Annotated in this window: 13 protein-coding genes and 1 pseudogene; 5 read left to right on the forward strand and 9 right to left on the reverse strand. The window is 73.0% G+C overall.

Annotated elements, in window-relative coordinates:
- The first annotated feature begins 15 nt into the window (after nt 1-15).
- Both rox and ACWG52_RS37650 read left to right on the forward strand, forming a co-directional pair.
- Nucleotides 16-1,815 carry a rifampin monooxygenase gene (rox, locus tag ACWG52_RS37645; RefSeq protein ID WP_453127248.1) on the forward strand — a complete coding sequence of 600 codons (1,800 nt, stop codon included), beginning with the start codon at nt 16-18 and terminating at the stop codon, nt 1,813-1,815.
- Between the two features lie 72 nt (nt 1,816-1,887).
- Nucleotides 1,888-2,253, forward strand: coding sequence for a hypothetical protein (locus ACWG52_RS37650; protein WP_389806301.1), 366 nt, complete (start codon nt 1,888-1,890; stop codon nt 2,251-2,253).
- A 127-nt stretch (nt 2,254-2,380) separates the two neighbouring features.
- On the opposite strand, the gene ACWG52_RS37655 is transcribed toward ACWG52_RS37650, so the two are convergent.
- The 4 genes from ACWG52_RS37655 to hemC form a co-directional block, all read right to left on the reverse strand.
- The gene (locus tag ACWG52_RS37655; protein WP_389806299.1) at nt 2,381-2,698 is read right to left on the reverse strand and encodes a hypothetical protein; all 318 of its coding nucleotides are present in this window, start codon (nt 2,696-2,698) and stop codon (nt 2,381-2,383) included.
- A gap of 125 nt (nt 2,699-2,823) precedes the next feature.
- The gene (locus ACWG52_RS37660; RefSeq protein ID WP_266356097.1) at nt 2,824-3,387 is read right to left on the reverse strand and encodes a hypothetical protein; all 564 of its coding nucleotides are present in this window, start codon (nt 3,385-3,387) and stop codon (nt 2,824-2,826) included.
- Between the two features lie 246 nt (nt 3,388-3,633).
- Complete coding sequence (locus tag ACWG52_RS37665; RefSeq protein ID WP_389806297.1) at nt 3,634-4,704, reverse strand: helix-turn-helix domain-containing protein; 1,071 nt, start codon at nt 4,702-4,704, stop codon at nt 3,634-3,636.
- Nucleotides 4,705-5,176: 472 nt separating this feature from the next.
- Nucleotides 5,177-6,109 (reverse strand): hydroxymethylbilane synthase, encoded by a 933-nt coding sequence (gene hemC, locus ACWG52_RS37670; RefSeq protein ID WP_386146140.1) that lies wholly within the window; start codon nt 6,107-6,109, stop codon nt 5,177-5,179.
- Between the two features lie 307 nt (nt 6,110-6,416).
- Between hemC and ACWG52_RS37675 the strand changes: the two are divergent.
- Together ACWG52_RS37675 and ACWG52_RS37680 are read left to right on the forward strand one after the other, a co-directional pair.
- Nucleotides 6,417-6,665: pseudogene (locus tag ACWG52_RS37675) on the forward strand (PP2C family protein-serine/threonine phosphatase); the annotation flags it as partial.
- Complete coding sequence (locus ACWG52_RS37680) at nt 6,662-7,342, forward strand: M15 family metallopeptidase (protein WP_390137709.1); 681 nt, start codon at nt 6,662-6,664, stop codon at nt 7,340-7,342. The pseudogene ACWG52_RS37675 and the gene ACWG52_RS37680, both read left to right, overlap by 4 nt.
- 31 nt (nt 7,343-7,373) lie before the next feature.
- On the opposite strand, the gene ACWG52_RS37685 is transcribed toward ACWG52_RS37680, so the two are convergent.
- The 3 genes from ACWG52_RS37685 to ACWG52_RS37695 form a co-directional block, all read right to left on the reverse strand.
- A complete protein-coding gene (locus ACWG52_RS37685; RefSeq protein ID WP_390137706.1) occupies nt 7,374-8,609 on the reverse strand; it encodes a cytochrome P450 family protein in 1,236 nt (411 codons plus the stop codon).
- Nucleotides 8,610-8,673: 64 nt separating this feature from the next.
- Complete coding sequence (locus tag ACWG52_RS37690) at nt 8,674-9,906, reverse strand: FAD-dependent oxidoreductase (RefSeq protein ID WP_453127252.1); 1,233 nt, start codon at nt 9,904-9,906, stop codon at nt 8,674-8,676.
- A 95-nt stretch (nt 9,907-10,001) separates the two neighbouring features.
- Entirely contained in the window at nt 10,002-10,601 is a 600-nt protein-coding gene (locus ACWG52_RS37695; RefSeq protein WP_453127254.1) for a GNAT family N-acetyltransferase, read from the reverse strand.
- Between ACWG52_RS37695 and ACWG52_RS37700 the strand changes: the two genes are divergently transcribed.
- On the forward strand, nt 10,529-10,873 hold the full coding sequence (locus tag ACWG52_RS37700) for a peptidase inhibitor family I36 protein (protein WP_389806289.1): 345 nt from the start codon (nt 10,529-10,531) through the stop codon (nt 10,871-10,873). The genes ACWG52_RS37695 and ACWG52_RS37700 overlap by 73 nt on opposite strands.
- 29 nt (nt 10,874-10,902) lie before the next feature.
- Here ACWG52_RS37700 and ACWG52_RS37705 read toward each other — a convergent pair whose 3' ends face one another.
- Together ACWG52_RS37705 and ACWG52_RS37710 are read right to left on the reverse strand one after the other, a co-directional pair.
- Entirely contained in the window at nt 10,903-11,415 is a 513-nt protein-coding gene (locus tag ACWG52_RS37705) for a hypothetical protein (protein WP_389806287.1), read from the reverse strand.
- A gap of 112 nt (nt 11,416-11,527) precedes the next feature.
- The gene (locus ACWG52_RS37710) at nt 11,528-12,457 is read right to left on the reverse strand and encodes a 2-dehydropantoate 2-reductase (protein WP_390137703.1); all 930 of its coding nucleotides are present in this window, start codon (nt 12,455-12,457) and stop codon (nt 11,528-11,530) included.
- Nucleotides 12,458-12,501: the final 44 nt, after the last annotated feature.

Consider the following 12,501-nt stretch of genomic DNA (forward strand, 5'->3'; position numbering starts at 1 on the left):
GACTTCTGAGCCGCGATGAACAGGCGGGGGCGACCACAGGGCGGTCGCCCCCGCCGCTGCGCACCCACGTCCAGGGCGGAGCGCGGTCGAGGTGTGCGGCGTCCAAGCTTCGAGGCACCGTTCGCCCTCGTGGCCCGCCCGACCCAGCGGCAGACCGCCGAAGACGAAGAGCGAGCTCAGCGAGCACCAAAACAAAAGGCAAGGAGATGGACCACTCCTTGCCACTCTCAAGATATAGCGCAACGGGGGGCTTGCGGCAAGGACCCCGTCGTCCCGCAGACTCTCCCACCGAAGCCCGGAGCAGAGCGACATCCGGGATTCATGAAATCTGTGCGCCTGCATCGGCATACGGATTTCGTGCGACGTGCTGAGGGGGGAATCGCGATGATCGACGTGATCGTTGTCGGCGGCGGGCCGACCGGTCTGATGCTGGCCTGCGAGTTGAGGTTGCACGGTGTGCGCGTGCTCGTACTGGAGAGGGAGACGGAGCCGACCCCGTTCGTCCGCGCGCTCGGCCTGCACGTGCGCAGCATCGAGGTGATGGCCCAGCGCGGCCTGCTGGAGCGGTTCCTCGAGCACGGCCGGCGCTTCGAGGTCGGCGGCTTCTTCGCCGGCCTCGGCACGTCCTGGCCCGACGGGATGGACACCGCCCACTCGTACGTCCTCGGCATCCCCCAGCCGGTCACCGATCGCCTGCTGTCCGAGCGCGCCACCGAGCTCGGTGCCGAGATCCGGCGCGGCCGCGAACTGGTCGGGCTGAGCCAGGACGAGGACGGGGTGAGCGTCGAGCTGGGAGACGGTGCGCGGCTGCGCTCGCGCCACCTCGTCGGCTGCGACGGCGGCCGCAGCACGGTGCGCAAGCTGCTCGGCATCGGCTTCCCCGGCGAGCCCTCCCGGGTCGAGACGCTGCTCGGCGAGATGGAGTTGACCGCGGAGCCCGGCACACTGGTCGCCGTGATGGCCGAGGTACGCAAGACGCACCTGCGGTTCGGCGCGGCGCCCCTCGGGAACGGCGTGTACCGCGTCGTCGTACCGGCCGAGGGCGTGGCCGAGGACCGGGCCGCCGCGCCGACCTTCGAGGAGTTCAAGCAGCGGCTGCGGGCCGTCGGCGGTACCGACTTCGGCGCCCACTCACCGCGTCGGCTTTCGCGGTTCGGCGATGCCACCCGGCAGGCCGAGCGCTACCGGGTCGGCCGGGTGCTGTTGGCCGGCGACGCGGCGCACATCCACCCGCCCACCGGTGGCCAAGGCCTCAACCTCGGTATCCAGGACGCCTTCAACCTCGGCTGGAAACTGGCCGCCGAGGTGGCCGGCTGGGCGCCGGAAGGCCTGCTGGACACCTACGAGGCCGAACGCCACCCGGTGGCCGCCGAGGTACTCGACAACACCCGCGCGCAGATGGAGCTGATGTCCACGGAACCCGGGGCAAGGGCGGTGCGCCGGCTGCTGTCCGAGCTGATGGAGTTCGAGAACGTCAACCGGCACCTGATCGAGAAGATCACCGCCATCGGGATCCGCTACGACCTCGGCGAGGGCCACGAACTGCTCGGCCGGCGGATGCGGGACATCACGCTGAAGCGGGGGAGGAGTCTCTACGAGTTGACGCGCGAGGGCCGCGGACTCCTGTTGGACCGGACCGGTCGGCTCTCGGTGACGGGCTGGGCCGACCGCATCGACCATGTCGTCGACGACAGCGACGACGTGGACGTGCCCGCGGTGCTGCTGCGCCCTGACGGGCATGTCGCCTGGGTCGGCGCCGACCAGCGGGATCTGCTCGATCGGGTGCCCGTGTGGTTCGGAGCCCCCGACCGCTAGGTTGTGATGCGTACCAGCCGTTTTCGGCCGGACGGCCGAGAGTGGCCATCCGGGCACCTCGTGGAGCAGCACATGCCAGTAACCCGCAGACCGCGCCCGAGTGCGGTGCTGCCCGTCGGCTGGGCCCTCACCCTCGTCTTCGACGTCCTGGCCACCGCTCTCGCGTCCCTCGTGCTGTGCGGCGTCGGCCTCCTGCTGCCTGGGATCACGGAGGACTACGGCCCTACCACCGGTCCCACCTCGCCCACGGCCCTCGCCGTCTTCGCGACCGCTTTCGCCCTGATCGCCTCCCTGATCGGGACCGCGACCTTGCTGTCGCGGGCCCGGGGCGGCCGGGCCCGCGCCCTCGCGCTGTGGCTCGCGGCCGGGCGCCTCGCGCTGCTGGTGGCCGCCGCGGCGACCTTCGTCGCGTACGGAATCCTCACGGTCGAGCCCTGAGGGAGCGAGCCGCTCCGCACACCACCCCGTCGGCCCTGCTCGACGGGGTGGTCGGGCTGTAGGCCCGCTCGCCGAATCCCGCAACCCGGCGGCGTCTGCCCCGCTGATCGGCCCTGCGGGAAGCCGATCAGGTGGCCGGCGTGCGTGGAATCCGCGGGGCGTCCTGGGGCAGGTCCTGCGGGACCGTGGCCGCCCCGTCGGCGCGTACGGCGTCCACCACGGCCTGGTGCAGCATGCGGCTGAACTCCTCCGATTCGCAGCGCACCGGGCTGCCGGTCACCGTGAACCAGTCCGAGCCGCCCGTGTACTGCACCGCCACCTGGGCCTCCGGACTCGACCAGGTGGTGTGCACGGTCAGGTCCCCGCTGAGGACACCCGCCTCGTCGGTGCGTACTCCGCCGCGTCCGGCGAAGACTCCTGTCGTCGTCCACGAAGCCCAGGTCATGGCGCATCGCCCCTCACCGCGGAGTGCCTCTGATGCTTCCACGCTACGGCGGGACCGCGATTCCCGCGTCCTCTCGGCGGTGCGGGACGGTCGGGCGGCCCGACGGCGGGGCTCACCGGCCCGGATCAGTGGCCCGCGGCGGCCTTGACCAGGGCCACCGCGGTGCCGATGGCCGCGTCCAGGGTGCCCGCCAGCAGCGCCAGGCCCGTGCCGCCCCCCATGCGGACGCCGCCGTACCAGCCCCAGGTGAACAGCCCGGCGACGCTCACCCCGGCCGAGAGCAGCAGGGCGGTGTCCACCTCCATCAGCCCCAGCGCCGCCGAGCCGATCAGGACCAGCGGTCCCGCGGCGGACAGCAGCAGAGGGCTGCTGACGGACAACATGCGGCGCAGCTCGTGGCCGGTCGCCAGCCGACCGTGGACGACCCGGTGGGCCTGCTGGTCCGCGACCAGTGCGGCCAGCCAGAGGCCCACGGCTGCGGTCACCACGGTCGCGGCGGCTCCGGTGGCGCTGATGTGCTCGGAGCTCGCGAGCCCGATCACCACCGAGATCATGGTGATGGTGGCGTACAGCCGCTCCTTGAGCCGGGCGGCGGCGAACCGCGGATCGCGATCGAAGGCCTGCTCGTCGTCCGCTCCGGGAGCGGCGCCGCCGGGGGACCCGGCCGGGGGCGTCTCGTCAGGGGCCATGGCGCCTACCGTAGGGCCGGCCGACGGCCCTGCCCCGCAGGCGAGCGGGCAGCGCGTCGTCCGGGCCGCATGCTGCCGCCCCTCCGGCTCGACCGGCCCCACCCCGGCCGAGCCCGCCTGTCATCCCGCACTGTTCCGGATCCCCTGGTCCCGGCCGCCGTTGCTATACGTTCCCGAGCGCCGGCCCACACCACTGCGCGCCGGCACCGTGGCCATCGGCCGGGACCCGGCGGTGAGGTCTTCGCGTCAGGCGCCCCGCTGTTCCCCCGGCCCGCCGGCCGGGTCCGCGCGACCGGTTCGGCGCAGGACGGCGGGCGTGGTGCCGTACCAGCGCTGGACGGCCCGGCGCAGGGCGCGCGCGTCGGCGTACCCGCTGCGGGCGGCGATCGCGTCGATGCTGAGGTCCGTGCTGTGCAGCAGCCGGGTGATGTGGTCCCGGCGCGCGGCCTCGATCTCGTTGCTCCACGTGGTGTCGTGCTCGTCGAGGCGGCGCTGGAGGGTCCGCGGGCTGACGGCCATCCGCCGTGCCACCGCGGGTAGCGTGGGAACGGTCTCGTCATGGACGGAAGCCAGCGCGGTGCGGAAGAGATCCAGCCAGTTGTGCAGGGGGATCGCGGCGGCGAGGGTCTGATCGGCGTGTTTGCGCAGCACGTTCGAAAGCCCCGGCTGCGCGTGCGGTGTGGGTCCGGTCAGGTCGGAGGCGAGGAAGGTGAGGGAGCTGCTCGGGGCCTCGAACTCGATGTTCGCGGTGCCGTACAGCTCGATCAGGGCGTCGTGCCGGCGCGGTGTCCTCGCGGCCAGGGTGACCCGGAGGGGGACGAGGCGGCGCCGCGCGGCCGCGCCGAGCCGTCTCTGGTACAGGCCGAGCGCGAAGGCGCGGATGGCGCAGGCCGGTTCGTAGCTCCGGTCCGCCTCGTTGACGTGGGTGAGGACGATCTGTTCGCCGTCCTCGGTGATGCGCAAGGTGTCGGTGCGGGGGTCGGCGAGGACCGCGAGGTAGGCGGCGGCGTCCCGGATCCCTTCGAGCGGGGTGGGCGCCGAGGTGATCAGGTAGTCCCAGACGCCGAGGGTGCCGACGTCCGACTGCTGGGCCAGCAGCAGCGCCAAATCGGTCCAGGGAACGCGCACGGTCGTCAGTTCCGCGATGCGGATGCCGGTGGCCGCGGGCGTCCGGCACAGGTCGTCGTGGAGATGCTCGGGCGCCAGGCCCAGCAGGTGCGCGTACCCGTGCGCGGGTACGTCGAACAGGCGCGCCGCGGTGACGCTCAGCCGGGTGATGGCCGAGGAGGTGGTGCCCAGGTGTGCTTCCGTGATCACAGGGGCTGAGCATAGACGAGCGGGAAATGCCCGCTCATCCGCCCGACTTGGCGTCGAATGTCCCCAACTCGGCGGGTGCGGTCCCCCCGTGGCACGGACGGTCCCCTGGCCGGCGTGAGCTGCCCTGGGCCGGCGGTTCGTGCGGCCCTAGCGTGGTGATCGTCCCCGCGGGGTGCGGACGGCCGGACCGTCGGCCGGTGCGCCGTACCGAAGTGCCGCCGCCCGAAAGCGATGTGACCTACGGGGAGCCTGCCGCCGATCCGTATCACGAGGAGTGCCCGTGGAAATGACCCGAGACGATTTCGCGCTCGCCGCTTCGGTGCCGGCCCCGGCGTGATGTCGGCCGGGCCCGGTGAACGCACTGCCTCGGACGGGGGTCTGGGCAGTGCGAAGCATCGAGTCCGGCCGGGCACGGCCGGCGGCCCGCGCCGGGGCCGTCGGGACGCGCCGACCCGCATGGGAGTGGGTGGGGTCAGTGCGGAATGCTGTCGATCAACTCGCGGGCACCCTGGCGGAGGAGAGCGACGGCGACGGACGTGCCGAGGGTGGCCGGGTCGAGGCGGCCCGCCCACTCGTGCGCGTTCAGGACCACCTTGCCGTCCGGTGAGAACACACAGGCGCGCAGGGAGAGATCCCCTCCGCGTTCCGCCCGCGCGTACCCCGCGATCGGGCTGTTGCAGTGGCCTTGCAGGACGTGCAGGAGCATGCGCTCGGCGACCGTCTCGCGGTGCGTGTCCGGGTGGCCGAGGGCGCTGACGGTGTCGATGAGCCCGGTGTCGTCCTCCCGGCACTGGAGCGCGAGGACGCCGGCGCCGATCGGCGGCATGAGGGTGTCCACCGGGACGATCTGCGTGATGACGTCCGCGCGGCCGATGCGGTGGAGGCCGGCGACGGCCAGGAGGAGCGCGTCCGCCTCACCGGCGGCGAGCTTCTCCAGGCGCCGATTGGCGTTCCCGCGCATCGGTACGCACTCCACCTGCGGGTACGCGGCGGCGAGCTGGGCGATCCGGCGCACGGAGGAGGTCCCGACGCGGGTGCCGGGCGGGAGCCGGTCGAGGGTGAGCCCGTCCGGGTGGATCAGCGCGTCACGGATGTCGTCGCGTTCCAGGAACGCCGCGAAGACGGTACCGGCGGGCAGCGGGCGGTCGGCCGGGACGTCCTTGACGCAGTGGACGGCGAGATCGGCCTCACCCGCGAGGATCGCCGCGTCGACCTCCTTGGTGAAGGCGCCCTTGCCCTCGACCTGTGAGAGGTCCCCCATCCACTTGTCGCCGGTGGTCTTCACCGGCAGGACGGTGGTCCTGATCCCGGGGTGGAGTGCGGCGAGCTCGGCGCGGACGCGCTCCACCTGGGCCAGGGCCATCGGCGAATCGCGGGAGACGATACGGATCAGATCAGCGGGCATGCGGGCACGATACGCCCTCGGACCGCACCGGCGGGCATCGGAGCCGGAGGCCATGGCCCTTGACGTGAAGGGAAGTTGACGGCCTCGGGAACATGTTCGAGGGACCCGGCGCGCCACGGTCGGCCATCCTCGTACGGAACGGCCCACGGCGTCCTTCCGCCCCGCCGCGCGCGCCCGGAGACCCGAGGGGCGCGGCGCGCGTGCCCGCGCCCCGTACTCCTGCTGGAATGGCTGCTTCGGCGGTCCGTGAGGAGGAGGTCCGTTGCCGGAACGTGGCGGGAGGCCCACCGGGCCCGCGGGCGGGCCCGACGGGCTGGTGGAACGGCGCGGCGAGGACATCGACGTCTCCCTGGCCCGGCTGGTCGGAGTGCGACCCCCCGTCGGGGCCGGGGTGGACGCGGTGGTGGACGCCGTCGTGGCGGGCCTCGACGCCCGGCACGCCGAGGACGACGTCGCCGTACTCGCCGCCCGGGCCCGCCCCCGCCCGCCCACGGATCCCGGGGCCGTGGCCTCCGGCATGCCCGGAGAGGCGGGCGAACCTACGGTGGAACGGTGAGCCATCGCCTCGCCTGCGTCGCCCTGACCGGGACCCTGTGCGCGACGGCATTGTCATGCACAGGGACGAGGTCCCAGCCGCACGTCCAGGTCGCGCCCGAGCCGGTGGTGAAGACCCTGTCCGCGCACGTCACAGCCGTACCCCCGGAGAAGCTGGGCGCCACCCACCGCCCCGGATGCCCCGTGCCACCCGAGCGGCTGCGCCTCGTCCGGATGAACCACTGGGGCTTCGACGGCAAGGTGCACAGCGGCGAGCTGGTCGTCCACGAGGACGCGGTCGCCCCCGTGCTGCGGGCCTTCGGCCAGGCCTTCGCCGCCCGCTTCCCGATCCGCCGCATGCGCGTCATGGCCGAGTACGGCGGCAGCGACGCCGCGGCGATGGCCGACGACAACACCTCCGCCTTCAACTGCCGGCAGGTCACCGGAGACCCGGGGCGGCTGTCCCGCCACTCCTGGGGCGACGCCATCGACATCAACCCGGTCGAGAACCCGTACGTCGACGTCCGCGGCACCAGCCATCCCCCGAACGGCCGCACCTACCTCGACCGCGACCGCCCCCGCCCCGGAATGATCACCCCGGACGGGGTCGTCACCCGAGCCTTCCGGGAGATCGGCTGGTACTGGGGCGGCCGCTGGAGCCCCCCGGACTACCAGCACTTCTCCGAGGAGGGCGGCTGACGCCGGCCCCGCAGGGGCGACACCGCCGGCCTCAGCCGCCCGGGGTGAAGGTCACCGGCAGGCTCTCGGGACCGCGCAGCCCGCCCGGCCGCCGACGGATCCCGTCCGCGCCCGTGTCGAGGGCGAGCCCGGGGAGCCGGCGCAGGACCGTACCGATGGCGATCTGGCCCTCCAACCGCGCCAGCGGAGCCCCCAGGCAGTAGTGGATGCCGTGCCCGAACGCGAGGTGGGCGTTGTCCTGCCGGGTGATGTCGAGGCGGTCGGGGTCGGGGAACCGCTTCGGATCGCGGTCGGCGACCGCCGAGCCGATCAGTACGGTCGCCCCACGCGGGACGGCCACCCCGGCGATCTCCACGTCCTCGCGCGCGAACCGCGCGATCCCCGGGCTCACCGGCCCGTCGTAGCGCAGGAACTCCTCGATCGCGCCCGGCAGCAGTCCGGGGTCGCAGCGCAGCAGCTCGAACTGGTCCGGGTGGTCCAGCAGCGTGGCGATCCCGGTGCCGATCAGATTGACCGTGGTGATGTATCCGGCCACCAGCAGCAGGAACACCATCGCGATCAATTCGTCCTCGCTCAGCCGCTGTTCCGCGTCACGGGCGACGACGAGGCCGCTGAGCAGATCGTCGCCGGGGTGCGCCCGCTTCGCGTGGACGAGCCCGGTCAGGTACGCGCGCATGTGCTGCCACGCCTCGTTCACCACGGCGGGGTCGGGCGGCTCCGTACCCCGCCTGAGCATCCGGTCGGTCCAGCCCTGGAAGTCGTGCCGCTCGTCCACCGGAACCCCGAGCAGCTCGCCGATCACCGTGACGGGGAGCGGAAGCGCGAAGTCCGCCACCAGGTCGGCGCGGCCGGCCGGGACGACCGCGTCCAGCAGATCGTCGGCGACGGCCTGGATCCGCGGCCGCATCTGCGCCACGCGGCGGGCGGTGAACGCCTTGGAGACCAGGCGGCGCAGTCGGGTGTGGTCGGGCGGGTCGCTACGGAGCATGTTGCTCAGCATCGAATCGCTTTCCGCGACCGGCAGTTGCTCCAGGAGCCGACCGTCCGAGGCATCTCGTACGTCGCTGCTGAGTCGGGAGTCGGACAGGGCCGCGAGCCCGTCCTCGTAGCGGGTGACGAGCCAGGCCTCCAGGCCGCCCGCGGCGACGACGCGGCGCACGGGGCCGTCCTCGCGCAGTTGCCGGTACAGCGGGAACGGATCCGCCAGGAAGGCGGGATCGGCGTACGGCAGGAGGGTCGGCCGCTGCTCACCCGTGTGCTCACTCATGATGCCTCCCGAGTGGGTCGTCCGTGCTGTGGTCTCCGGTGAGGTGGAGCGGGGCGGGTCGAGCTCAGCGGAGCGATTCCTTCGGAGGGCGCTCGCGCAGGGCCCCGTAGGCGAGGAAATAGGCGGGCAGCCGGTTCAGCCGGCGCGAGTCGGTGAGGAGCTCGGTCAGCCGTTTCGCCCGCTCGGGATCTCCGAACGCGGCACGGCCGGCCAGCAGCGGCCCGATGACCTTGGCGTGCGCGACGCGCTGGAGCCCCTGCGTCGCCACGGTGGTGGGCAGCCGCCGGCACTGCACCCGGCGTACGTCCCGGAGCCCCACGGTGCCCTCGCGCAACGGGCCCACCAGATGACGGGCCGCCGCCACCGCGTCCTGCACGGCGAGGTTGATGCCGATGCCGAACACCGGCGCCATGGCATGCGCGGCGTCCCCGATGCACAGCAGCCCCGGGCGGTGCCAGCGGCGCAGCCGGTCGAGCCGGACGTCCAGCAGCTTGACCTCGTCCCAGGAGGTGACGGCATCGGCCCGGTCGGCCAGCCAGGGCACCGCCTCCGTGAACTGCCCCATGAACGCCTCCAGGCCCTCGGCGCGGCGCCCGACGTCGGAGCCCTTGGGGATGAGCGCGGCGCACTGCCAGTAGTCGCCGCGATCGATCAGGGCGACGAACAGCCGGTCCCCGATGCCACCGACGAGCCCGCTGGGGTCCCCCTCACGCCGCGGCACCCGGAACCACCAGGCGTCCATGGGGCACGGGAACTCCTCCAGCCCGAGCTCGGGCAGCGCCCTGGCCAGCGAGCCGCGCCCGTCGCAGGCCACGGTCAACGAGGCCCGGAGCTCGCCGGTGTCGCCGTCCGCGGTCCGGTAGCGCACGCCCGTGACCCGTCCGCGCTCGACGAGGAAGGACGTCGCCTCGGTGTTCATGCGCAGACGGAAGGAGGGCTCGCGGCGGGCTTCGTCGGCGAGCAGGTCCAGCAGGTCCCACTGCGGCACCATCGCGATGTAGTTGTACTTCCCCCTCAGCGCCCCGATGTCCCCGACCGTGACCAGGGACCGGTCGGGCCCGATGGGCAGTTGCACCGAGCTGACCCGTCGCTGCGGCAGCCGGGCGAAGCGCTCGGCCAGGCCGATGTCGTCCAGCAGCGACAGGGTGGACGGGTGCACGGTGTCGCCGCGGAAGTCGCGCAGGAAGTCGCCGTGCTTCTCCAACACGGTCACCTCCACCCCGGCCCGGGCCAACAACAGGGCCAGCACCATCCCGGCGGGCCCGCCGCCCACCACACAGCAGGTGGTCCGTTCCACGCGACCCACTCCCTTCGCCGACTCGGGTGCCCCGAACGACGTATACCGCACCCGCGGCGCGGGCGGCGGCGACACGGGGCAGCCATCCGGGTTCCCTACGACGCCCCCGAGGCTTCGATCCAGTAGCGCCGGGCGGGACCGTGTTCGGTGTCCCGGATGCCTTCCAGGAGGCCTCCGTGTCGCTCGATCGTCCTCACCGAGGCGAGGTTGTCGACCGCGCAGACCATCAGCACCCGGTCCAGGCCGAGCGCCCACGCCTCGGTCAGCATCCGGCCCAAGGCCCAGGTGGCCAGCCCGCGCCGACGCGAGGACGGCCGGATTACGTAGCCGATGTGGCCGAACCGCGGCACCCGATCGTCGAGCCCGTGCCGCAGCGCGATCCCGCCGTGCACCCGGTCGCCCTCGACGACCCATCGGTAGGTGCAACCCCGGTCGGCCCCCGCCGCTTTCGGACCGCCGGCCAGCTCCGGGCCATGGCGCTCGCGCTCGCACGGGAGCGGCCCCGCCCCGCACCGGTCGGGGAGATGTGGTGAAGAGGCCCGCCGAATCGGGTGGTTACCGCACCGGCCGGCCTCCGGGCCGGGACGATGAGGGGACGAACGGTACGAAGAGGAGGCTCCGCATGAGGGCACGTCACTTACGCACCCTGTCCGTCGCCGGCGCGGTCGCGCTGGTCTCGCTCGTCTCCACCACACCCGCTCAGGCCCTGCCCGCCTGCCCCGCCAACGCGATCTGCCTGTGGAGGTACCAGGACGGCACCGGGGACCTCTACGTCTGGCGGGGCGGCTACGTGAACCTCCCCAGCAGGTTCGTGGACCACGTGGGGTCGTTCCGGGCCAACCGGAGCGGGGCCTTCATCGACTGGGCGACCGGCAAGGACTGCCGGCCGGTCCGCGTCGGCGACTACGCGAGCAACTACAGCGGCCGCTTCGGCTCGAAGATCGACGCGGTGGGCGACACCTGCTGACCCCGGATACCGCCGGGTGGGGGCCGGGCTCAGTAGCGCAGGGCCGTGCCGGTCTGCGCCGTCACCGTGCCCGACAGTTTGTGCGTACTGCGGGCCGTTCCCTGCCCGGTGCCCTTCCCGGCGACATCCGTGATCGTCACGACCACGGTGTCGACGAGGTTGCCGCTCTCGTCCTTGAACTCCACCTGCACCGCGAAGGACTTCGTCGCGTCGTCGGTGTTCCTGGCGGTCACGGGGACCGTCGTGTATCCGTCCGCGTCGGTGGCCACCGCACCCAAGGACACCTGGTCCTTGGCATCGACCCCGTTCTTCACCTCGGCGAGCTTGTCCTTCGCCACGGCGGCGGCCGACTCGGCGGCCTTCCCGGCCTCCGCGGCGGCCGACGAGACCGCCTCACCCGCCGACTTCACCGCCGACGCGGCGCTCGACACAGCCTCGGACGGGGTGCCGTCACCGTCGGAACAGCCCGCGGCGCCGAACGCCACCACCGACAGCACCACCGCACCTGCCGCACCACGCATCCACGCGACCGCCGTCACCATGCCTCCATGGGTGTTCCGGTTCCGGACCTTGGGACCTCCCAGTCAAAGGCCCGGCGGCCCGGATGCCCAATGGTCCGGGCATCCGGGTGAGTCCCTACGGAGGCCGCGGACCTCAAGGGCGTCCGGCGGCGAGACGGTGTTCGTGGACCCGCAGCTGAAGAGCGGCGAGGTCCAGCAGGGGAGTGGCCACGCCCAGGGCGCGGGCGCGCAGGGTGAGGTCGGTCAGGACGTGGTCGGCCTCCGTCGGCGCTCCGGCGACGAGATCGCGGTACAGGGACGGGGTGAGCGGGGAGCCGGGTGCCGTGACGGTCGAGGTGGTGAAGGCGAGCTCCGCATCCGTCACCGGGTGGCCCGCGGCCCGGGCCACCGCCGCGGTCTCCGAGATCAGCGCCGCGGCCAGGTCCGCCCCGCCCGGAACGGCGTTCACCTCGCCGACCGTGCCGCGCATCAGACAGGTCAGGGCGACGAGCGTGGAGATGAAGACCCACTTGTGCCACATGGCCGCGACGATGTCCTCCGTCACCGGCGAATCGACGCCGGCCTCGGCCAGTACGCCGCGGATCGAGTCCACCCGGGCCGACGGCCGGGCGTCGAGCTCGCCGGTCAAGATGACCGCGGGCGGAGCCATGCGGAGGATGTCGCCGTCCTCGTTCAAGGTGGTGACCACCTTCGCGACACCGCCGAGGACCGCTCCGGTCCCGAGGCGCGCGACGAGAGCGTCGAGGTGGGCGACCCCGTTGAGCAGCGGAACGACGGCGGTGTCCGGGCCGACGGCGGGTTCGATGTCCGTCAGGGCCGTCCGCAGGGCGGTCGCCTTCACCGAGAGGAGTATGAGGTCGTAGGGTCCGCCCACGGCGCCGGCCGTCACCAGACGCGGCGTGAGGTCGAGCTCCTCCCCTTGGCCGACCACGCGCAGGCCGCGGGCCTCCAGGGCCTTCGCGCGGGCCGGTCGCACGAGGAAGGAGACGTCCTGACCCGCTGTCGCGAGCCGCGCGCCGAAGAAGCCGCCGACGGCGCCGGCGCCGACCGTGAGGATCCTCATGAAGGGGTGCCTTTCGTGGGAGGGGAGGAGAGGGGAGCGGTTCG

The organism is Streptomyces sp. CLCI03 (assembly GCF_053615355.1).